General features: G+C 73.3%; 17 protein-coding genes. 9 read left to right on the forward strand and 8 right to left on the reverse strand.

The genetic code is table 11. The features are described from left to right. Positions 1-205: 205 nt before the first annotated feature. Positions 206-1,645, reverse strand: coding sequence for an NADP-dependent phosphogluconate dehydrogenase (gene gndA / locus AOK18_RS12475; protein ID WP_055694381.1), 1,440 nt, complete (start codon positions 1,643-1,645; stop codon positions 206-208). A 382-nt stretch (positions 1,646-2,027) separates the two neighbouring features. Here gndA and AOK18_RS35550 point away from each other — a divergent pair, with 382 nt between their 5' ends. Beyond that, entirely contained in the window at positions 2,028-3,368 is a 1,341-nt protein-coding gene (locus AOK18_RS35550; RefSeq protein ID WP_055694382.1) for a transglycosylase family protein, read from the forward strand. On the opposite strand, the gene AOK18_RS12485 is transcribed toward AOK18_RS35550, so the two are convergent. Continuing rightward, a complete protein-coding gene (locus AOK18_RS12485) occupies positions 3,358-4,590 on the reverse strand; it encodes a DMT family transporter (protein ID WP_055572960.1) in 1,233 nt (410 codons plus the stop codon). The genes AOK18_RS35550 and AOK18_RS12485 overlap by 11 nt on opposite strands. Positions 4,591-4,947: 357 nt before the next feature. Here AOK18_RS12485 and glgC point away from each other — a divergent pair, with 357 nt between their 5' ends. The 4 genes from glgC (at position 4,948) to AOK18_RS12505 (ending at position 12,495) form a co-directional block, all read left to right on the forward strand. Further along, positions 4,948-6,168, forward strand: a complete 1,221-nt coding sequence (gene glgC, locus AOK18_RS12490; protein ID WP_055694383.1) for a glucose-1-phosphate adenylyltransferase — start codon at positions 4,948-4,950, stop codon at positions 6,166-6,168. A 273-nt stretch (positions 6,169-6,441) separates the two neighbouring features. After that, on the forward strand, positions 6,442-9,069 hold the full coding sequence (locus tag AOK18_RS12495; protein ID WP_055694384.1) for a glycoside hydrolase family 2: 2,628 nt from the start codon (positions 6,442-6,444) through the stop codon (positions 9,067-9,069). Positions 9,070-9,383: 314 nt separating this feature from the next. Beyond that, entirely contained in the window at positions 9,384-10,835 is a 1,452-nt protein-coding gene (locus AOK18_RS12500) for a wax ester/triacylglycerol synthase family O-acyltransferase (RefSeq protein WP_055694385.1), read from the forward strand. A gap of 148 nt (positions 10,836-10,983) precedes the next feature. Next, positions 10,984-12,495 (forward strand): SDR family NAD(P)-dependent oxidoreductase, encoded by a 1,512-nt coding sequence (locus tag AOK18_RS12505; RefSeq protein ID WP_240503158.1) that lies wholly within the window; start codon positions 10,984-10,986, stop codon positions 12,493-12,495. A 31-nt stretch (positions 12,496-12,526) separates the two neighbouring features. Here AOK18_RS12505 and AOK18_RS12510 read toward each other — a convergent pair whose 3' ends face one another. Then, positions 12,527-12,979, reverse strand: coding sequence for a hypothetical protein (locus AOK18_RS12510; RefSeq protein ID WP_055573216.1), 453 nt, complete (start codon positions 12,977-12,979; stop codon positions 12,527-12,529). A 474-nt stretch (positions 12,980-13,453) separates the two neighbouring features. On the opposite strand from AOK18_RS12510, the gene AOK18_RS32510 reads away from it, so the two are divergent. Beyond that, positions 13,454-13,627, forward strand: a complete 174-nt coding sequence (locus AOK18_RS32510; protein WP_107099660.1) for a hypothetical protein — start codon at positions 13,454-13,456, stop codon at positions 13,625-13,627. Between the two features lie 142 nt (positions 13,628-13,769). On the opposite strand, the gene AOK18_RS12515 is transcribed toward AOK18_RS32510, so the two are convergent. Then, complete coding sequence (locus tag AOK18_RS12515) at positions 13,770-15,191, reverse strand: lipase maturation factor family protein (RefSeq protein WP_055694386.1); 1,422 nt, start codon at positions 15,189-15,191, stop codon at positions 13,770-13,772. A gap of 180 nt (positions 15,192-15,371) precedes the next feature. On the opposite strand from AOK18_RS12515, the gene AOK18_RS12520 reads away from it, so the two are divergent. Then, complete coding sequence (locus AOK18_RS12520; protein ID WP_074995498.1) at positions 15,372-17,552, forward strand: SpoIIE family protein phosphatase; 2,181 nt, start codon at positions 15,372-15,374, stop codon at positions 17,550-17,552. Positions 17,553-17,615: 63 nt separating this feature from the next. Here the strand turns inward: AOK18_RS12520 and AOK18_RS12525 are convergent, their stop codons facing one another. The 3 genes from AOK18_RS12525 to AOK18_RS12535 form a co-directional block, all read right to left on the reverse strand. Beyond that, complete coding sequence (locus AOK18_RS12525) at positions 17,616-18,272, reverse strand: zf-HC2 domain-containing protein (RefSeq protein ID WP_055694387.1); 657 nt, start codon at positions 18,270-18,272, stop codon at positions 17,616-17,618. 151 nt (positions 18,273-18,423) lie between these two features. Beyond that, entirely contained in the window at positions 18,424-18,954 is a 531-nt protein-coding gene (locus tag AOK18_RS12530) for a hypothetical protein (RefSeq protein ID WP_055573213.1), read from the reverse strand. A gap of 134 nt (positions 18,955-19,088) precedes the next feature. Then, positions 19,089-19,634, reverse strand: a complete 546-nt coding sequence (locus AOK18_RS12535; RefSeq protein ID WP_055573219.1) for a sigma-70 family RNA polymerase sigma factor — start codon at positions 19,632-19,634, stop codon at positions 19,089-19,091. Between the two features lie 223 nt (positions 19,635-19,857). On the opposite strand from AOK18_RS12535, the gene AOK18_RS12540 reads away from it, so the two are divergent. Next, positions 19,858-20,997, forward strand: coding sequence for a CapA family protein (locus AOK18_RS12540; RefSeq protein WP_055694388.1), 1,140 nt, complete (start codon positions 19,858-19,860; stop codon positions 20,995-20,997). Here the strand turns inward: AOK18_RS12540 and AOK18_RS12545 are convergent. Continuing rightward, positions 20,984-21,505, reverse strand: a complete 522-nt coding sequence (locus AOK18_RS12545) for a MarR family winged helix-turn-helix transcriptional regulator (protein ID WP_055573211.1) — start codon at positions 21,503-21,505, stop codon at positions 20,984-20,986. The two genes, AOK18_RS12540 and AOK18_RS12545, sit on opposite strands and share 14 nt — an antisense overlap. A 57-nt stretch (positions 21,506-21,562) precedes the next feature. Here AOK18_RS12545 and AOK18_RS12550 point away from each other — a divergent pair, with 57 nt between their 5' ends. Further along, positions 21,563-22,378: an alpha/beta fold hydrolase gene (locus AOK18_RS12550; protein WP_055573210.1), complete on the forward strand. Its 816-nt coding sequence runs from the start codon at positions 21,563-21,565 to the stop codon at positions 22,376-22,378. The last annotated feature ends 3 nt before the right edge of the window (positions 22,379-22,381 follow it).

Here is a 22,381-nt window from a genome sequence, read left to right on the forward strand (position 1 = left end):
GCCCCGAACCGGTGCCGAACCCGGAACCCGGCCCGCCGCTCACCTGACCGGCACCCGACCGGCAGCCGGGGCGCGCGAGCCGCGCGACAGCGCGCCGGGACCGACGGCCACGGGGCGGTGGACGACCGTGAAGTCGTCCACCGCCCCGTGCCGTCACCGCGGGGGCCCGCCGGCCATGGCTAACGGGCCCCGTCGCTCTCTCCCGCTACGCCGTGACCTCGCTGCGGTCGTCCCCCCACAGGGTGTGGAACGAGCCGTCGCGGTCCGTGCGCCGGTAGGTGTGCGCCCCGAAGTAGTCCCGCTGCCCCTGGGTGAGGGCGGCCGGCAGGCGCTCCGCGCGCAGGGCGTCGTAGTAGGCGAGCGCCGCGGCGAAGCCGGGGGTCGGCACGCCCTGGCGGGTCGCGGCGATCAGCACCTCGCGCCAGTCGTCCTGCGCCTCGGCGATCTCCCGCGCGAACGTCTCGTCCGACAGCAGGCTCGGCAGGTCGGGACGGGCGTCGTAGGCGGCGCGGATGCGGTCCAGGAAGGCCGCCCGGATGATGCACCCGCCGCGCCAGAGCGCGGAGACCGCGCCGAGGTCGATGTCCCAGCCGTACTCCTCGCTGCCCGCGGCGATCTCGTGGAAGCCCTGCGTGTACGACACGATCTTCGACGCGTACAGCGCCTGCTCCACCCGGTCCGCGAACGCCGCGGCCTCCGCCTCGCCCAGCGGCGCGGCCTTCGGGCCGGCGAGGCCCCGCGAGGCCTCCCGCAGCGCCGCGTGACCGGACAGCGAGCGCGCGAACACCGCCTCCGCGATGCCCGACACCGGCACCCCCAGGTCGAGGGCGATCTGCACGGTCCAGCGCCCCGTGCCCTTCTGCTCCGCCTGGTCGACCACCACGTCGACGAACGGCTTGCCCGTGGCGGCGTCCACGTGGGAGAGCACCTCGGCGGTGATCTCGATCAGGTACGAGTCCAGCCGGCCGGTGTTCCAGGTGCGGAAGATGTCCGCGATCCGCGCGGGCTCGTACCCGGCGACGTCGCGCAGGAGCTGGTACGCCTCACCGATCAGCTGCATGTCGGCGTACTCGATGCCGTTGTGCACCATCTTCACGAAGTGCCCGGCACCGTCCGGACCCACGTGCGACACGCAGGGCGTGCCGTCGGCCGCCTTGGCGGAGATCTTCTCCAGCATCGGGCCGAGCGAGTCGTACGACTCCTTCGGGCCGCCCGGCATGATGCTCGGGCCGTTCAGTGCGCCCTCCTCGCCGCCGGAGACGCCCATGCCGACGAAGTGGATCCCCTGCTCCCGCAGGGCCTTCTCCCGTCGGCGGGTGTCGGCGAAGTGGGCGTTGCCACCGTCGATGATCATGTCGCCGGGCTCCAGCAGCGGCGCGAACTCCTCGATCACCGCGTCCGTCGGCTCGCCGGCCTTCACCATGACGACCAGCCGCCGCGGACGCTCCAGCGCCGCCACGAACTCCTTCGCCGTCTCGGCCGCCACGAAGCCGCCCTCGTGCCCGAACTCCTCCACCAGCGCGTGCGTGCGCGCCCCCGTGCGGTTGTGCACCGCGACCGTGTAGCCGTTGCGGGCGAAGTTGCGCGCGAGGTTGCGGCCCATGACCGCGAGACCCGTGACGCCGATCTGCGCTGAACTGCTCATTGGGTTGGCTCCTAGTGACCTTGGTATCGGTACTGCCGGGATTGTCGGTGCTGCCGGTCGCTGCCGCCAGTCCCGCCGGCGGGCATCCCGACCATCCTGACGTGCCGCAACCGCGTCCGCACGCGCGGGTCGTACGACATCCCGCCGCCACATACGGGCGGGGACCCCCTCCGTACTCATCCGGGCCGCCCGGCACACGGGCACGCGCCCCGCGTACGCGCCGCGCCCGGCCGGAAGCATGCCGCGCGACGGCGCCAAGTAGGGCGCAACGGAAGAAAAGTACCGGCCAGTCGGCGCGTCCGCGCGGCTGATAGCCGTCTTGTCACGGCCGGTTCGCCCCGCTTACTTTGGCCACTTCTGACGCATTGTCGAGGGAGACTCCATGGCCGTGCGCGGCCGGCACCGCCGGTATCAGCCCAACAGGATCAACCGCGCCTCACTCACCGTCACCGCGGGTGGTGCCGGAATGGCGCTCCCCCTCCTGGGTACCGGCGTCGCCGAGGCGGCGGACGTGGACACCTGGGACAAGGTCGCCGCGTGCGAGTCCAGCGACGACTGGGACATCAACACGGGCAACGGCTACTACGGCGGACTCCAGTTCACCCAGTCCACCTGGGAGGCCTTCGGCGGCACCCGGTACGCGCCGCGCGCGGACCTGGCCACCAAGGACCAGCAGATCGCCATCGCCGAGAAGGTCCTGGAGGGCCAGGGACCCGGCGCCTGGCCGGTGTGCTCGCAGCGGGCCGGACTGGCCCGGGGCGGCGAGACCCCCGACATCCGCCCGGCCGGCGGCACCGGGACCGGGACCGGAGCGAAGAAGGACACCGGGAGGGACACCGGACCGGGCGCGAAGACCGGTGGCGGGAGCGGCGCCGGCACCACCACCGTCAAGGACGTCGAACCGCAGAAGACGCCCCAGTCCCGGGCGGGCCGCGCCGAGATGTACATCGTGCTCCACGGCGACACCCTCTCCGGCATCGCGGAGGAGGAACGGGTACGCGGCGGCTGGCGCGGTCTGTACGACGCGAACAGCGCGACCGTCGGCGCCGACCCCGACCTGATCCTGCCCGGTCAGCGGCTCACCCTGCCCGGCGGGAGGGCCGCCCCGGCCCGTCCCGCCCCGAAGCCCGCGGACACGGCCCCCGAGAACAAGAAGACCAAGAAGCCCGGGACCGAGAAGCCCAGGACGAAGGCGCCCGAGAGGAAGGCGCCGGAGAAGAAGGCGCCGGAGAAGAAGGCGCCGGAGAAGAAGGCGCCGGAGAAGAAGGCGCCCTCGCAGCGCACCGGGGAACGGGCGGACCGCGCCACCCAGAAGAGCGGCACGCGCGTGGCGCCGGTCGCCGCCCCCCTGGGCACCCCGTACCACAAGGCCGGTTCCTCCTGGTCGAAGGGCTACCACACCGGCGTCGACTTCCCCGTGCCCACCGGCACGTCCGTGAAGTCGGTCGCGCCGGGCACCGTCGTCAGCGCCGGCTGGGAGGGTTCGTTCGGCTACCAGGTGGTGGTCCGGCACACCGACGGCCGCTACAGCCAGTACGCCCACCTGTCGGCGATCTCGGTGCGGGGCGGCCAGTCGGTCGCCGCGGGCCAGCGCCTCGGCCGGTCCGGTTCCACGGGCAACAGCTCGGGTCCCCACCTGCACTTCGAGGTGCGGACGGGACCCGGTTTCGGATCCGACATCGACCCGGTCGCCTACCTGAGGGCGGGCGGCGTCAGGATGTGACGCGCACGCGGTGCCGGTCCGATGCGGGCACCGGGACGTACGAGCCGCCGTGGAAGGGCGCGCACACCGGCACCGGCGGCGACGGCTCCGCGGGCCCGCCCCCGGCTTCCGGGGCCGAGACCGCGGAGGCCGGCGCCGGCACCCGTACGCGTGCGTCCCGGGCGAACTCGGAACGCAGCAGCCGCTCGACGCAATCGGACAACGCACCCGCGTCGGCCCCCACGAACCCCGCGGCGCCCCCCGCCTCCGGGGACCGCCCGGCGGACACCGCTCCGGGCATCGGGGCCGGCACCTCCGGGAGAACCGGGACGGCCGGGGGAGCGACCGGGCCGGCCGGTGCCACCGGGAAGTCCGGGGATCCCGCGCCGAGGCCCTCCGTGTGCTGCGGCTGCTCGCGCGCCAGCCGCTCCGTCGTCAGCAGGATCAGGCCACCGGCCGCCACCACACCACAGCCCAGCGCGAGCACCGTGCCGGTCGTGCCGTAGCGGAAGGTCTCGCCGAACATCGTGATGCCGACCGCCGCCGCGACCACCGGGTTCACCACCGTCAGCGTGGCCAGCGGGGCCGCGAGTCCGGCACCCCGGTAGGAGGCCTGGGAGAGCAGCAGCCCGGCCGTGGCCAGCACGCCGATCACCGCGAGGGACGGCACGTCCCCCGTCGAGACACCGCCGGTCCAGTCCACCGCCACGGTCTTCGTGAAGACGGACGACATGCCGAAGGCGACACCGGAGGCGACGGCGAGCAGGATGCCGCGCACCGCCGGATGCCGCCGCACGGTGCGGGCCGCGGCCATCAGGGCGACGACCGCGACGGCCGTGGCCGCCGTCGCCGCCACCCGCTGGGCGGTGCCGAGGGACTGGGAGCCGGACGCGCCGACCAGGGACAGCAGACCGGCGAGTCCGGCGGTCGCCATGAGAGCGCCGCGCCAGGCCGTCGCCCCCGCCCTGCGGCCGACGAACAGCGCCGCCATCGGCAGCGCGAACACGATCGTCAGCGCGCCCAGCGGCTGGACCAGACTCAGCGGGCCGCAGGCGAGCGCCACCACGTGCAGCAGACCGCCGAGGCCGTTCAGCGCGACCGCCGCCCACCAGCCCGGCCGGCGCAGCGGCGCGTACCGCTCGCCGGGGGAGGACGCCGCGACCCGCTCCTGCACGATCGCCCCGCCCGCGTACGCCACGGCGGAGACGAACGACAACAGCACGGACAACGCGAGGGCGCTCATCAAAGGCTCCTCCGCGGGAGGCCGGGACGACGGCCCCGGTGCGGCGAACGGTCGGCTTTCATGGACAACACGATGCCGTGTCCCGCTCTTCCCGTCGTCGTCCCCGAGCACCCGATGAGTCCTACTGCCGATGGAGTACGAGGACGCCCCCGTCATCCCCTGGGTGGGTACCCGGGGGCCCCGGACCCCGGCGGCTTCCCCTAGGGGAAGCCGCCGGGGTGGCATCACCCCGTGCTTCCCGGGCACTCCGAAGCGGTGGCCCGCCGCACGGTCGCGCCCCGTGCGGAGGTCCGCGCACAGGCTTAGTCCTCCCCGCCCGGGGCAGGGATGGGGAAAACCGGCGTGAGGGGAGCGGCCATGCGTCGTGGAGGTCCTTCGGTCCTGGGGATCGTGCTGGCGGGCGGCGAGGGCAAGCGCCTCATGCCCCTCACGGCGGACCGCGCCAAACCGGCGGTCACCTTCGGCGGCACGTACCGCCTGGTCGACTTCGTCCTGTCCAACCTCGTCAACGGCGACATCAAGCGGATCTGCGTGCTGACGCAGTACAAGTCGCACTCGCTGGACCGGCACATCACCACCACCTGGCGCATGTCCAGCCTGCTCGGCAACTACGTCACCCCCGTCCCGGCCCAGCAGCGGCTCGGCCCGCACTGGTACCTGGGCAGCGCGGACGCCATCCTGCAGTCGCTGAACCTGATCCACGACGAACAGCCCGACCACGTGGTGGTGTTCGGCGCCGACCACGTGTACCGCATGGACCCGCGCCAGATGCTCGCCCAGCACATCGAGAGCGGCGCCGGCGTCACGGTCGCCGGGATCAGGGTGCCGCGCTCGGAGTCCGCGGCCTTCGGCGTGATCACCCCGGGCCCGGACGGCCGGACGGTGCGGGGCTTCCTGGAGAAGCCCGCCGACCCGCCCGGCCTCCCCGACGACCCCGAATGCGTGTTCGCCTCCATGGGCAACTACATCTTCACCACCAAGGCCCTGATCGAGGCGCTCCAGCGGGACGCCGAGGACGAGGACTCGGTGCACGACATGGGCGGCTCGATCCTGCCGCAGCTCACCGACCGGGGCGAGGCCTGCCTCTACGACTTCAGCACCAACCACGTGCCCGGCGAGACCAGCCGCGACCAGGGCTACTGGCGGGACGTCGGCACCCTGGACGCCTACTACGAGGCGCACATGGACCTGATCGCCGAGCGCCCCGCCTTCAACCTCTACAACCGCCAGTGGCCGGTCTACACCCACTCCGGCCAGCTCTCGCCGGCCCGGTTCAACGCCGGCGGCATGGCGAGCGAGTCCATCATCAGCGCCGGCTGCCTGATCCGCGGCCAGGTCACCCGGTCCGTGCTGTCACCAGGCGTGGTGATCGACCCGGGGGCCGTGGTCCAGGGCTCGGTGCTGCACGACAACGTCCACATCGGGCGGGGCGCGGTGGTGCGCGGTGCCGTCCTGGACAAGAACGTGGAGGTGCCGCCCGGCGCGGCCATCGGCGTCAACCCGGAGCGGGACGCGGAGCTGTACACGGTGTCCCGGGAGGGAGTGATCGTCCTCGGCAAGGGGCAGAGGGTGCCGTAGCGCCCGCCCCCGGCCGTGGGAGGCGGGCGACGTGGTGCGCAAGGGACGGGCTCCGGTCGGTGCGACCACCGGGGCCTTTGTCATGTCCCTGGACGAAGAATGGAATCCGTGCTGTTATGCCAAGTGCTGTTCGTGACAACGTTGTACAGCCGAGCGCAACGCACAGAACACAACAGAGAACAGCACGCGAACAGTGGCACCGAGCACCGACCACGAGCACCGAGAACGAGCACTGAGCAGAGAGCCGTCACCTTCCTCACAGACGGAGGATCCGTGCGCATCAGACGACTCACAGACCGTGTGGCCCTGTTCCTGGCCGCCGCCCTGGGAGCCGCGGGGCTCACCGCGGCCGGCGGGGCCGCGACCGCGGCCGAGGACGACCCGGTGGACGTCCGCGGACTGAAGGGCGAGTACTACACGCACTCCGCCCCCGGCGCCTTCGACTTCCACGAGCTCAAGGCCACCGCCTTCGACCCGCACCTCGACTTCGACAACCTGGAGCCGCGGCTGAACTTCACCACCGGCCGGTCGGACGACGTCAGCGTCCGCTGGACCGGGAAGATCGTGCCGGAGAAGACCGGCGCGCACACCTTCTCGATCACCGGCGACAACGGCTTCCGGCTGTGGATCGACGGCAGGCTCGCCATCGACCACTGGGTCGACGACTGGGACCGCGAGCAGACCGCCGAACCGGTCGAACTGACCGCCGGCAAGGCCCACGACATCAAGGTCGAGTACTTCGAGCACTACGGCGGCTCCAACCTCCACCTGCGCTGGACCGAGCCCGGCGGCACCAAGGAGGCCGTGCCGCAGTCCGCGTTCCGCCTGCCGGACGGCTTCGACTACGACGGCGCCCTCGCCGCCACCGTCCTCGGCTCCGGACGCACCCTGAAACTCGACTTCCCGCGCCCGCTCGCCGCACCCCCGGCCGGACTCACCGACCACGTCGACGCGGTCATCGGCGGTGCGCGCTGGCCGCTGACCGGCGCCGAACGCGACCCGGCCGACCCCAGGGCCCTGCTCGTCACCCTCGGCGAACCGGTCGTGGGCAACAGGACCGGCACCGCCCGCGGCACCGCCGACGTCCGCTACGACGGGCAGGGCGGCCTGACCACCGCAGGCGGCGACCGGATCGACGCGTTCATGAGCAGCGGACCCAACCGCTCCACCCACGAACTGACCACCCGGTGGGCCGACGAGGTGGGCCCGGACAACGCCCTCCCCGAGTACCCGCGCCCCCAGCTCACCCGGGACCAGTGGCGCAACCTCAACGGGCAGTGGCAGTTCGCCGCCGCCGAGGAGGGCGAACGGCCGCCCGTCGGGAAGACGCTGAAGGAGCGCATCCTCGTCCCGTACCCGGTGGAGTCCCGGCTCTCCGGCATCCAGCGGCACGAGGACCGCATGTGGTACCGCCGCACCTTCACCGTCCCCCGCGACTGGCGCATCGGCTCCGGCAAGCGGCTGCGGCTGAACTTCGGCGCCGTCGACTGGCGGTCCGAGGTGTACGTCAACGGCACGAAGGTCGCCACCCACGAGGGCGGGTACGACAAGTTCGGCGCCGACGTCACCGACGCGCTGAAGCCCGGTCGCACCCAGGAACTCATCGTCGGCGTGTACGACCCCACCGACGCGGCCGGCGGCGAGAACCCGCCGCTCGGCAAGCAGCGCCTGGACCCCAGCGGGATCTGGTACACGCCCAGCTCGGGCATCTGGCAGACGGTCTGGATGGAACCGGTCGCCCGGGACCACGTCGACTCCCTGAAACTGGTGCCCGACGTACCCGGCGAACGGCTCACCGTGGAGGCGAAGGGCGTCCGGGACGGCATCCCCGTCAGGGCGACCGCGTACGACGGACGGCGCAAGGTCGCCTCGGCGACCGGCCGCACCGGGCAGCCGCTGGACCTGCGGATCACGGACCCGCGGCTGTGGTCGCCCGACGACCCCTTCCTGTACCGGCTGGAGGTGACCGTCGGCGCCGACCGCGTCGGCAGTTACTTCGGGATGCGCTCGATCGCCGTCGAGGAGGTCGACGGCGTGCCGCGCACGGTCCTCAACGGCGAACCGGTCTTCCTGATGGCCACCCTCGACCAGGGCTTCTGGCCCGACGGCCTGCACACCGCGCCCACCGACGAGGCCCTCGCGTACGACCTGCGCGTGCACAAGGAACTCGGGTTCAACTCCGTGCGCAAGCACATCAAGGTCGAGCCGGACCGCTGGTTCTACCACGCGGACCGGCTGGGTCTGATGGTGTGGCAGGACATGCCGTCCATGAGGGCCGGAGTGAACCCCGACGCCTCGTCCCGCGCCCGCTACGAGCGCGAGATGAAGCAGATGATCGACGAGCACGTCAGCAGCCCGTCCGTCGTCATGTGGGTCACCTTCAACGAGGGCTGGGGCCAGTACGACGTCGGCCGCGTCGCCGAGCAGGCCAAGGCCTGGGACCCGTCACGCCTGGTCAACAACCAGTCGGGGCTCAACCTCGGTGCCGACGGCGACGCCGGCGACATCATGGACGAGCACGGCTATCCCAGCCCCGCGCTCCCGCCGCGCCCGGACGGACGGCGCGCCCTGGTCACCGGCGAGTACGGCGGCCTCGGCCTCGCGGTGCCCGGCCACGCCTGGGCGGTCCAGCAGTCGTACGTCGACGTCGATCCGGAGACCTACACCGAGGACTACCTCACCAAGCTCGACGAGGTGCGGGCCCTGGTCTGCCGGGGCAGCAACGGCGCCGTGTACACGCAGATCTCGGACGTGGAGGGCGAACTGAACGGCCTGCTCACCTACGACCGGCGCGTGCTGAAGCCGGACGCCGCCCGGGTGAAGGCCGCCCACGACGCCCTGATCCGGGACGCGTCCCGGGCGAGGCCCGCGGGGTGCCCGGCAGCGGGCGCCGCGCGGTGAGCGGGTCCTCCGGCGGCCCGCGCCCGTCCGGGTGGTGTTCGCCGCCCCGGGGACCGCTCCGGGTCCCGTCCCGGGCGTCCCTCCGGACCTCAGCCCACAGGCCGCTCCAGCAGGGCCTTCTGACGAGGAGTCGGGAGGTTCCGGTCGTGCGGCGGTGACCCCGTCCGCCCTCGAGTCCCGCCCCTCCCGCCGAACCGCGGGAGGGGCGGAGACGTAATCTGATGTTAACTGTGTGTGGCGGGATCGTACTTGACCGTAATCGGTCGCGGGCGATTGACTGCTGGTCCACCCCGTCGTCCACGCGAGGCAAGCCCGTGAACGCAGACCTGCTCGCTCCTCTCGACCTGGCGTTCTGGAACATCGAGTCCGCCGATCACCCCATGCACCTCGGTGCCCTCGGGGTCTTCTCGGCCCGTTCGCCCGCCGGGAGCGCCCACGCCGCGGATCTGCTCGCCGCCCGCGCCGCCGCCGTTCCCGGACTGCGCATGCGCATCCGCGACGTGTGGCAACCCCTGCCCGCCCGTCCCTCCCCGTCCTCCCCGCCGAGCCCGGGCGGCCCGCTCGCCGCCGCGCTCGACTCCGCACTCGGCCGGCCGTTCGGCTCCGCGCTGCGCGGACCGCTCGCCTCGGCCCTGCGCCTCCCGCTCGTCTTCGGCGGCGCCGAACGGGAGACCGATCCCGGCTTCGACCCCCTGAACCACGTCCGGCTGCACCCCCCCGCCGCCGACTTCCACACGGCGGCGGGCCGGCTCATGGGGCGTCCCCTGGAACGCACCCGGCCGCCCTGGGAGGCCCATGTGCTGCCGGGGGAGGACGGCGCCTCCTTCGCCGTCCTGTTCAAGTTCCACCACGCCCTCGCCGACGGGCTGCGGGCCCTCACCCTCGCCGCGGCCCTGATGGACCCGATGGACCTGCCCGCCCCCCGGCAGCGCCCCGCCGCGCCCGCGCGCGGACTGCTCCCCGACGTGCGCGAGGTGCCCGGACTCGTCCGCGGAGTCCTGTCCGACGCGGGCCGGGCCCTGGACATCGGCGCCTCCGTCGCCCGTTCCACCCTCGATGTGCGCTCCTCGCCGGCCCTCACCTGCGAACCCAGCGGCACCCGCCGCACCGCGGGAGTGGTCCTCGACCTCGACGACGTGCACCGGATCCGCAAGAGCGTCGGCGGCACCGTCAACGACGTGCTGATCGCGGTCGTCGCCGGCGCCCTGCGCCACTGGCTCGACGAGCGGGGCGACGGCAGCGAGGGCGTCGCCCCGCGCGCCCTCGTCCCCGTCTCCCGGCGCCGCCCGCGCACCGCGCATCCCCAGGGCAACCGGCTCTCCGGCTACCTGATGAGACTTCCGGTCGGCGAGGCGGAACCGCTCGCCCGCCTCGCCCTGGTGCGCACCGCCATGGACCGCAACAAGGAGGCCGGCCCGCACCGGGGCGCGGGCGCCGTCGCCCTGCTCGCCGACCACGTCCCACCGCTCGGCCACCGGCTCGGCGGCCCCCTGGTCGGCCAGGCGGCCCGGCTCTGGTTCGACGTCCTGGTCACCAGCGTGCCGCTGCCCGGCTTCGGGCTGCGGCTCGGCGGCGACCCGCTCGGCGCGGTCTTCCCCTTCGCGCCGCTCGCGCCCGGACACTCGCTGGCGGTCGCCGTCTCCACCTACCGCGGGCACGTCCACTACGGGCTGGTCGCCGACGGCACCGCCGTCCCCGATCTCGACCGGCTCGCCGGCGCCGTGACCGAGGAGGTGGAGACACTTCTCACCGTCTGCGACCCCTGACCGCCCGTCCCGGCGCCCACCAGCGTGCGCGCCCCCGGTCACCGGCCGGTACGGGTTTGGCGCTGCGGCCCGGTGCTCCGTAAAATCGCCCGTTCGACAGCGGGCGCGACCGGAGCGCCGCCACGGCAGACCAGGAACGGCAACGGCGATGACGGTGACAGAGGACGGCCCCCGGGCCGCGGACGCGATGGTCCACGGGGACGCCGTGGCGCACGAGGGCGTGGTGGCCCACGGGCCCGGCATCGACCCGGAGCGGCTGGCCGTGTGCCTCGACGTGCTCGCGGAACTCGACACGCTCGACGTCGACCACCCGGACGCGATCAGGGTCCGCCGCGCCACCTCGCACATCTACCGCACGGTCAAGCAGCGCCGCCGCCAGGAGCGCCGGGCCGCCAAGACCGCCCACGACAAGGCGGTAACCGAGGCCACCGCCACCGGGTCCGCCGAGCGCATCGACGACGAGACGGAAGGCATCCTGCCCTCGTCCCGCACCGAGGAGGGCACGATCGCGGGGATACTCCAGCGCCCCCGCTCCTGCTACATCTGCAAGCAGCGCTACGTCGAGGTCGACTACTTCTACCACCAGCTCTGCCAGAAGTGCGCCGAGGAGAACCGCAGCCGCCGGGACGCCCGCACCGACCTCACCGGCAGGCGCGCGCTGCTCACCGGCGGCCGGGCCAAGATCGGCATGTACATCGCGCTGCGGCTGCTGCGCGACGGCGCCCACACCACGATCACGACCCGCTTCCCGAACGACGCGATCCGCCGTTTCAAGGCCCAGCCCGACAGCGACCGGTGGATCGACCGGCTGAAGATCGTCGGCATCGACCTGCGCGACCCGGCCCAGGTCGTCGCGCTCGCCGACTCGGTGGCCGCCGCCGGTCCGCTGGACATCCTGATCAACAACGCCGCACAGACCGTACGGCGTTCCCCGCAGGCCTACAGCGAGCTGGTCGCCGCGGAGTCCGCGCCGCTGCCCGCCGGTGAACTGCCCGCGGCCGAGGTGATCGGCGGCTTCAACTCCGGCGCGGTGGCCGAACTCCCGGTCGCGGGATCCGGCGCGCTCACCGCGCACGACGTCACCGGCCTGGCCCTGGTCTCCGGCTCGGCCTCCCTGGAGCGGATCGCGGCCGGCACCGCGATCGACGCCGGCGGCCTGGTCCCGGACCTGCACGACACCAACAGCTGGGTGCAGACCGTCGAGGAGGTCACCCCGGTCGAACTGCTCGAGGTCCAGCTCTGCAACTCCACGGCGCCGTTCCTGCTCATCAGCAGGCTGCGCCCGGCGATGGCGGCCGCGGCGGCGAAGCGGACGTACATCGTGAACGTCTCCGCCATGGAGGGCGTCTTCGCCCGCGGCTACAAGGGCGCGGGCCACCCGCACACCAACATGGCCAAGGCCGCGCTGAACATGCTCACCCGCACCAGCGCCCAGGAGATGTTCGACAGCGACCGCATCCTGATGACGGCCGTCGACACCGGCTGGATCACCGACGAGCGTCCCCACCCGGACAAGATCCGCCTCGCGGACGCCGGCTTCCACGCCCCGCTGGACCTGGTCGACGGCGCGGCCCGCGTCTACGACCCCATCGTGCGCGGCGAGGCGGGCGAGGACCTGTACGGCGTCTTCCTGAAGGACTACGCGCCCGGCAAGTGGTGATCCGGGCGTGCGACGGCCGGCGGCGGGGGAGTCATTCCACCGCGCCCAGTCGGGAGTTGTGCGCCGCCAGCAGCTCCAGCACGGTGCGCCAGTCCTCCAGGACCCCCGCGTCGAAGCAGGCACCGCGGGCCTCCTCGTCCGCCGTGCGCAGGGCGAGGAGGTCCTCCTCCTCGCCCCGGAGGCCGTGCCGGGGCCGGTGACGGACCAGCCCCGCCACCCGCTCGCCGAGCAGCGCGCGCACCGCGTCCGCGGTCCGGTCGGCCCGCGTGGCGGGCTCGCCCGGCCACAGCAGCCGGCCGACCGGCCGGACCAGGCCCGCCACCTGGAGTTCCTTGTCGGCGGGTCGTCGCCGGCGCAGCAGTGCGGCGGTGCGCAACGCGTGGTCGTACGCGTCGACCGGGGCACCGCCGGGAACCGGGACGTCCAGGGTGCCCCGGCAGGCGTACAGCAGGTCCATCAGCTCCTCGACACTGCGCGGTTCCATGCGCCGGTCCTCCCGGGAGACAGCCGTTTGCCGTACGGCAGCCCACCATGACGAGCTTGCGGACCGGCCAACAGGACCTGAACTGCGCCGGGATCCCGCGGCCTTCTCGAAAACGTGAACCCCTTGTAGTTCGATCGGGTAAACAATGCGGCGGCACCGATCCGGAATTAGAGCCATATAAGAGGTGAAGAAGCACGGTCCGACATGTGATCGTTACGGCGAGTTTTCAGCCCCATCGAGCAGGGGTCCGCTCATTTGGTTAATCTGAGCCGGACGGGCAGCAGCAAAGGGTCCTACCCACACCCACCGGTCCGTCATGGGACACGCCACTTCACCAGGGCCTGCTCTCCTACGATCAACCGGCGCCACCGCGTCCGAACGGCTTTCGCATCATGCCCGGGCGGACGTACGACGCGGGCGCGGCAGGACCGGCGCGGTACGTCCCGAGGGTGACCGACACATAAGGAGTGCGCGGTGACACCGGAGAAGACCAACGTGGACCAGCCCGTCAAGGAACGTTCCGAGCGCGCGGGCCGCCCGGCGGGCCAGCTCGGCAGCCTCGACGTGTGGGCCCGCTCGGCCCCGATCCGCCTGGCGGGCTACGAGGACGACCTCGCCGAGCCCCACATCCTGCCCAGCATCGACTGAGCCCGGTCCCCTCCCGCGTGATCGCCGCCCGAACCGTCGTCACGGTCCGGTGCCGCCGTCCGGCCCGGCTCCGGGCACGCGGCCGCTGCGGGTACGCGCCCCGTGGGACGACGGCGGCGGCGGGAGGCACGGCCACCCGCCGCTACGGCCCGCCGGCCGCCCCCGCCGACCGGGTCGGCGGCAGGTACTCGCGCACGTACGTCCGCTCCCAGCACGCCCCCGTCTCCCGCAGCTCGCGCCAGGTCGTGTACCGGTAGCGGAACAGCCGGGCGCGGACGTACCGGGGCGGCGCGTCCGCCGGGAAGGGCGAGCGGCGCAGCAGCCGCAGCGTGTCGCGGTCGCCCTCCAGGAGCCGTTCCACCAGCGCGCCGAACCACGGCCCGACGTAGGACGGCGACAGCGCGGCGAACCACATCAGCCAGTCGAGCCGCAGGTGGTACGGCGCGAACTGACGCGGCCAGCGCCGGGGATCCCCCGGCTTGCCCCGGAACTCGTACTCCCGCCAGTCCCCGGCCCTGCGGGGCGTCCCGTCCGCCGTGCCCTCGATCACCACCTCGTACCGGATCCGGCTGACGCTGCCGAACGCCCCGTAGGTGTTGACCAGGTGCAGCGGGTCGAAGGACCGGTTCATCACCTGGCGGCGGGAGAGCATGTTGCGCACGGGGTGGTAGCCGAGGGCGAGCAGCAGGGCGGACACCGCGAGGACGACGACCACGTACCACAGCGGGGCGCCGGCCGTGTCGGGGGGAGCGGAGGGGAACGCGACCACCGGCAGGGCCAGCACGATCGTGATCCAGTTCAGCCAGGCGAAGTTGCCCGACAGCACCAGCCACAGCTGCGTGGCGATCATCAGCGTGGCGGCGGCCGTGGCGACCGGCTGCGGAGCGAACAGCAGGAACGGGACGACCAACTGGGTGACATGGTTCGCGGCCGCCTCGACCCGGTGCAGCGGCTTCGGCAGATGGTGGAAGAACCAGCTCAGCGGCCCCGGCATCGGCTGGGTCTCGTGGTGGTGGTCCAGGCAGGTGAGCCTGCGCCAGCACGGGTCGCCGCGCATCTTGATCAGGCCCGCGCCGAACTCGACCCGGAACAGCACCCACCGCAGCAGGAACAGCACGACGACCGGCGGGGCCACCTCGTCGTTGCCGAGGAACACCGCGAGGAAGCCGACCTCGAGCAGCAGCGACTCCCAGCCGAAGGCGTACCAGGTCTGGCCGACGTTGACGATCGACAGGTACAGCACCCAGGGCACCAGCCACAGCAGCATCCCCGCCCACAGCGGGAGCAGGCAGTCCACGCCCGCGAGCAGCGCCGCCGACACCGCGCAGCCCGTCCAGGCGCAGCCCGCGAAGAACCGGTCCGAGTAGTGCAGCTGGAACAGACCGGGCGCCCTCGCGAAGGGGGTCCGCTCCACGAACCGGGGCACCGGCAGCATCCCGCGCTCGCCGATCAGCGCACGGAACTGCAGCACCGCCGCCAGGAACGCGATCAGGTACAGCCCGGCCAGCGCCCGCTGGAAGACCAGCCGTCCCATCCAGTAGTCGGATGCGGTGAACCACTCCACGGCCGTGTGCTCCCTCCCCGCCCCCTGTCCGTCCCCGGACGCCCGGCGGCCCGTCCCGCGGCCGCCGGCGCCGGCCGTCTTCCCGTGACTCCCCGTGTACCCGCAGCGGCCCGGGCCGTCCCGGAGACCCCGGGAACGTCACCGGTCGAAGAATCGGATGAACCCTGACAAGGTGGGTCCATGGCTGATCGGGGAGCGAGCGCCCTGTCACTCCCGGACGACTGGCCGGACCACCCGGATCCGATCCTGGCGCTCAACCGCATGGGCAGGTTCGACTGGAACCTGGACACCCGGGTGATGCTGATGGACGCACAGGCCCGTGACATCTTCGACCTGCGCCCCGACGAAGCCGGCCACCCCGACGTACTGGCGACCCGGATCCCGCCCGCCGAGATCGTGCGCCTGGACACCGCCGTCTCACAGGCCCTGAAGGACGGCAGCGAGACCTACGGCACGTACTTCCGGGTCCGCCGCCGCGACGGCACCCTGCGCTGGACCCACAGCCACGGCTACATCAGCCGGGACGGGAGCGGACTGCCCCGCAACATCCTCGGCGTCGTCCGGGACGTCACGGGGGAACTCGACGACAGCGAGGTGAGGGGGACCCCGGCGGCCCAGGCGGACGCCCTGCGCGAGCAGACCAACATCGTCCAGCTCGTCACGGCCGCCCTCGCCCACGCCCGCACCGTGCAGGACGTCATCGACGTCGTCAAGGACACCCACGGCCTCACCCTCCTGGGCGCCACCAGCCTCGTCATGGGCCTGGTCGAGGCCGGCCGGATCAGGCTGGTCGCCGAGGGGCCCGTCGGCAGCTTCGTCCCGGGCACCCGCGTCACCCGGATCGACGAGCAGTACCCGATGAGCGAGGTCGTACGGACCCTGAGCCCGCGCTTCATCGAGTCGCCGGAGGAGTTCGCCGAACGCTACCCGGTGCTGTGGCCGCACCTCACCGGCCTGCGCATCACCTCGGCCGCCTACCTGCCGCTCGTCGTCCAGACCCGCCCCATCGGCGCCATGGGACTGCTCTACAACAACCGGCGCGGCTTCACCCCCGGGGAGCGCAACCTCCTCGTCGCCCTGGGCAGCAGCATCGCGCAGAGCATGCAACGGGCCATGTTCTACGAACAGGAGATGGACCTCGCGCAGGGACTCCAGCAGGCCATGCTGCCCCGCACCATCCCCAGCGTGCCCGGCGCCGACATCGCCGTCCGCTACCGCGCGGCCAGTATCGGGAGCGGCCTCGGCCGGGACATCGGCGGCGACTGGTACGACCTGATCCCGCTGCCCGGGGGCCGGGTCGGCGCCGTGATCGGCGACGTCCAGGGCCACGACACCCATGCCGCCGCCGTCATGGGCCAGCTGCGCATCGTCCTGCGCGCCTACGCCGCCGAGGGGCACCCGCCGGCCACCGTGATGGCCCGCGCCTCCGTCTTCCTGCACGAACTCGACACCGACCGCTCCGCGACCTGCCTGTACGCCGAGGCGGACCTGTCCACCGGCGTCCTCCAGGTGGTCCGGGCCGGCCACATCGACCCGCTCGTCCGGCGTGCCGACGGCGTCTGCCACCGCGTCCACGTGCAGGGCGGGCTGCCGCTCGGCCTGTCCGCCGAGTTCGACCGGCTCCACTACCCGGTCGGGACGATGGAGCTCGATCCCGGCGACGTGCTGCTGCTGTGCACCGACGGCCTGGTCGAGGAGCCCGGCGCCGACCTCGACGACGGCATCGAGACCCTCTCCGCGCTCGTCACCACCGGCCCCAAGGACGTACGCGAGCTGGCCGGCCGGCTCATCGACGTGGCCGAGGAGCGCAGCGGGGACGACGACGTGGCGCTGCTCCTGCTGCGCCGCCGCCCGCCGGACAGCCCGCGCGCGGGAGGCCGGCTCCAGCAGCACGTGGCGCCCGGCGACCCCGAAGCCCTCACCGAGGCCCGGCGCATGGTCCGTGCCGGGGTCGGCGCCTGGGGCGCGGGCAACCGCACCGACGAGATCGAACTGGTCGCCGACGAGCTGATCACCAACGCCCTGATGCACACCGAGGGGTCCGCCGTCGTCACCCTCCGGGTCCTCACCGGCGGCGAGCGGCGGCTGCGCGTGGAGGTCGCGGACTCCTCCAGCGCCCTGCCGCGCCGCCGCGAGGCGGGGGAGTCGGGCGTCTCGGGGCGAGGCCTGCTCCTCGTCGACCTGCTCGCGGACGAGTGGGGGGTGGAGGCGCGCGGCGGCGGCAAGTGCGTGTGGTCCGAGTTCTCGGTGGCCAAGGCCTCCGCCTTCGCGGAACCGGCGGACCGGGCGCACGAGGCGGACGGGGCGGGCCCGGCGGAGCGCGGCCACGCTCCCGGCGGCGCGGGACGCGGGGAGCGCTGACCGGGCCGGAGCACCGCCCCTGCCGCACGCCTCACCCCGCGGGCCGGCCCGGGCCTCCCGCCGTCACCGGGGCTTCAGCGTCACCAGGTGCTCGCCGTCCGAGGAACGCAGCTCGTAGCGCTCGACCTGCCCGCTGCGCAGGGTGGAACCGCCCGTCATGGTGTTGGGGCGGGCGTCGTGACGGGGCACGTGCCAGCTGGTCACGATCTCCTCGGAGCCGTCCTGCCCGACCACCACCAGCCGGCAGACGCGGGGCCCCGCCCCGTCCTTCACCTTCAGCTCCAGCCGGCTGCCCCAGTCCTCGTCCGCCGTCGTGATCTCCGCCCACACCCCGGACCGCTCGTCGGCCGCCGCGATGCTCTCGGAGGCCCGCTCACCGCCGCCCGAGGACATCAGGGCGAGCGCCGGCGTGCCCATCGCGAGCACCACCGAGGCCGCCAGCGCGAACAGCAGCCGGCGGCGCACCGCCCGGTCGCGGTCCGCGACCTCGGACAGCAGCCGGTCGAGCATCCTCGGGCCCGGTGCGGGCATCGGATGCGCCAGCGGCGGTGTGGAGCGCCGGTACAGCATCAACTGCCGTGTCGTCACGCCGAATTCGGTCACCTGGGCAGCGCAGCTGGGGCACTCCATGAGGTGGTCCTCGAAGCGGAAGGCCTCCGCCTCGTCCAGCACGCCGAGCGCGTACGCGCCGACGTCGCGATGCCTTTCCAGGGACCTCATGCCGAATCCTCGTACCGTTGGGTGTGGGTGGGGTTACTCGTTGCTCCCACCGGTACGCACCGGGCAGTCGATTCACTCAAGGCGCATGCCGAATCGTGACCAAAGGATTCGGAGCCCTCCGGCCCGCGGATTGGTCCGGTTCGCCGGAAGGCTAGAAAAGGTGGATGGCGAGGTGCCCGAGCGGCAGCCCGAGCTGCCACGCGGGCGTCCACACCTTCGGCGCCTCGTCCTCCCCGGCCCCCGCGGCTCCTCCCGGCACCGCGTTCAGATCGGGTGCGAGCAGCTCCGTCTCCCGCAGCCAGCGCCAGGCCGACCGGGCGAGTTCCAGGTCCGGCCCGGTCGTGGCCCGGCCGGGGACGGCCGCGCCGGCGGCGTCCGGGGCCGGGTCCGCCAGGCGTTCCTGCACCCACTCCTGCCACGGCTGGTCGTACGCGGTCAGCGACAGCCAGGTCTCCAGCTGGGTGATCACCCGGATGCCGGAGAGTTCGCCCTCCGTGTCGGACAGGAAGACGGTCAGCGCCAACGCGTCCCGGCCGGCCCGGAACTCGAAGGACGTCGTCGGCATCAGGTCGCCGCTGCGCAGCAGCTCGTCGGCGATGTACTCGGCATACAACCAGGCCATGGGGACGACCGGTTCGCCGTCGCCCGCGCCGTCGGTGCTCTCTTGACCTCTGTGCGGCATCCCTTCCAGCCTTCCTCCGGTACGTGCGCGTCGCCCGACCCCGGGCCCGGTCCGCAGCACGGATGAGGACAGCCGATTACCCCGCGGGGGTCGTCGGCAAGGCGCTTTACGGAGGTTTGACCCGGCGGCCGGTTTCACCGCAGGTCGGCGGCGTATCCCGGGAGCACCCGGCGCAGGGCGCGCAGCGCGTAGTACGCGCGGGACTTCACGGTGCCGGGCGGTATCCCCAGGGCCGCCGCGGCCTCCGCCACACTCGCCCCCTGGAAGTACACGAGCACCAGGACCTCCCGGTGCTCCGGGGTGAGCGTCTTCACGGCCTTGCGGACGTCGAGCGCCGCCGCGGCCCGCTCGGCGTGGTCGGAGGTCACCCGCGCGTTCTCCAGCACCGCGTCGCCCACCTCGGGCGGCCGTGCCTGCCGGGCCCGCCGCGCGTCGATGGCGAGCCGCCGGCCCACGGTCATCAGCCAGGGCCGCACGGAGGCGAAGTCGTCGGCGCGCAGCGCCTCGGGGTGCTGCCAGGCCCGCACCAGCGTCTCCTGGACGAGGTCCTCGGCGCGCTGCCGGTCCCCGTCGCAGAGCCGGAGCAGCAGTGCGAAGAGGGGCCGGCCGTGCTCGCGTTGCAGGGCGGCGAGTTCGTGCTCGGCGGTCGTCCCGTTCATGAGTGTCATTCCGGCCGTCATGGCGGTATGGCAACCCACGGCGCCCTTCGGGGACAGGGAGCGCGCGCAGGCGTGCGACGGACGGTCGATCGCGTCGGCGAACGGTTCGACGAACGGTCCGGACGACGGTCCGCGCACGCCGGACGGCCTAAAACGCGTGTCGGAACACCGGTGACACAGAAGCTGATTCTTATCTACTTGTCGTCAAATACGACAGTGGAATACCGCACACCGGGGTGAAGCGATGATCTCACGCAGTAGACAGGTGGCCCTGGCCCTCACCGCCGTCCTCGCCGCGGGCGCCGCCTGGCAGTCCAGGGAGCACCACCCACCGGAATCCGGCCATCCGCAGGCCCCGGTCGTGCGGGAGCGCGGCTTCACCCTGGTCGCCTCGGGGGGCGTGCTGCCGCACGACTCGGTCCTCGGCCGCGCCCGCTTCGACGCGGGCGGCACGGGCCACGACTTCGAACCGATGCTCTCCGGCGCCCGGCCGGCCGTCGCGGGCGCCGATCTGGCGCTGTGCCACCTGGAGACCGCGTACGGCGCCGACGGCGACCGCACCGGCTCCGCGTTCCCGCCGGAGATCGCCCAGGCCCTCGCCGCCACCGGCTACGACGGCTGCTCCACCGCTTCCGGCCGCCCCCCGGACGACGGCACCGACGGCAGCCGCCGCACCCTGGACGCCCTCGACCGGGCCGGCCTGCGGCACACCGGCGCGGTCCGGTCCGGGCGCGAGCTCCGCACGGGGACCGTCCTGCGCGCGGGCGGCGCCGAGGTCGCCCACCTCGCCTACACCCACGGCGCGGGCCCGCTCCCGCCCGGCGGACCCCCGGCCGCCGGGCTCACCGACGAGACCCGGATCCTCGCCGACGCACGCGCGGCCCGGAAGGCGGGCGCCGACGTGGTGGTGGTCTCCCTGCGCTGGGGGACCGAGTGGCAGGAGGCCCCGGACGAACGGCAGCTCGCCCTCGCCCGCTCCCTCGCCGCGGCCCGCGCCGGCCGCCGCTCCGACGTCGACCTGGTCCTCGGCACCCACACCCACGTCCCGCAGGCGTACGAGAAGATCAACGACACCTGGGTGATCTACGGGACGGGCGACCAGGTCCCCGGCGCGGCGGCCGGCCGCGAGGGCGCCCCGGACCCCCGCGGCGACCGGTCCACCCTGGGCCGCTTCACCTTCACCCCGCCCGGACGCCCGGACGGGCGCTGGGAGGTGACCGGGGCCGAGTTCGTCCCGCAGCTCTACGACGTGGACGCCGGCCGCGTGGTCGACCTCGGCCGGGCCCTCGCGGAGGGCGCCGAGGTCCGGTCCGTCCGCGACCGGATCCGGACCGTGGTGCTGAGCCGGGGCGCGGCGGAGGACGGGCTGGTCATGGGGGAGTAGCCCGTACCGGCCGGGGCGGCGGTCCGTCCACGTCCACGGTGTCGAACAGCGTCAGCATCCGGGTGAGGACGCGCACGCAGGCGCGCAGGTCGGCGTCCGTGAGGTCCCCGCCGACCTCCCGCAGCACGGCGTGCTCACGGGCGACGACGGCGGTGATCGCCGCCCGGCCCCCCTCGGTGAGCCGGATCAGCGAGGAGCGCCGGTGGGCGGGATTGGGGATGCTCTCCACCAGGCCCCGCGCGGCGGCGTCGTTGACCATGCGCTGCACGAACTGGCGGCTGATCGCCTGCGCGCGGCCCATCTGGGGCACGGTCATCGGGCCGTGCTTGCGCAGCAGGTCCAGCACGGCGCGCACCCCGACGGACAGGCCCTCGACGGCCTCGCCCTGCTCGACCGCGCGCTGCACCCGGCGGTACAGCGGGCCGACCAGGTCGAACACCTCCATCAGGCGCGGGCCGAGTGCATCGGGCGGAAGGGGCTCGGCGGTGTCGTTCCCGGAGTCGCTCATCCCTCCATCATGACACCTCGGTTGTCAAACCTTGCCGAAGATGACACCTTGGTTGTCATGAATGCGGTTTCGGAACTCCGGTACTTCACCTCCTCCGACGGCGACCTCGCCTACCACGACAGCGGCACGGGCGACCCGGTCGTCCTCCTCCACTCCGGCTTCACCGACCACCGGCTCTTCGAGGACCAGATCCCGGCTCTGGCCGCCCACCACCGGGTGATCGCGCCCGACGTACGCGGCCACGGCTCCTCCGCCAACGCCACGGCACCCTTCCGCTGGGCGGACGACCTCGCCGCCCTGCTGCGCCACCTCGACACGGGGCCCGCGGTCCTGGCCGGCGTCTCGATGGGCGGCGCCATCGCGACCGACACCGTGCTCGAACACCCCGACCTGGTCCGCGCGGTCGTGGTCTGCGGGGCGGCCACCAGCGAGTTCGAGTACACCGATCCGTGGACCCGCGGGATCCAGGCCGAGTTCGCCCGCACGCTGGGCGCCGGTGACGTCGAGGGCTGGCTGGACGCCTTCGTACGGGCGGCGGCGGGCGAGCACCGCGGCCTCGGCGCCCTCGGCCCGGACATCCCGCGCCGGCTGCGGGAGATGGCCCTGCACACCATCTCCAAGCACACCCCGGACGAGAAGGACCGGCGCGTCCCCGTCACCGGCACCTGGGACCGCGTGCCCACGATCGGCGTGCCCGTGCTCGCGGTCAACGGCTCACTCGAACCCGCCGACCTGACCGCGGCGGCCGAGCGCCTCGTCCGCGGCGTGCGCGACGGCCGCTCCGCCACCGTCGAGGGGGCGGGACACTACGCGTGCATGGAACGGCCCGAGGTCTTCAACGAGATCCTCCTCGGCTTCCTGCGCACCCTCTGACCC

The organism is Streptomyces prasinopilosus, from assembly GCF_001419695.1.
GTDB lineage: Bacteria > Actinomycetota > Actinomycetes > Streptomycetales > Streptomycetaceae > Streptomyces > Streptomyces prasinopilosus.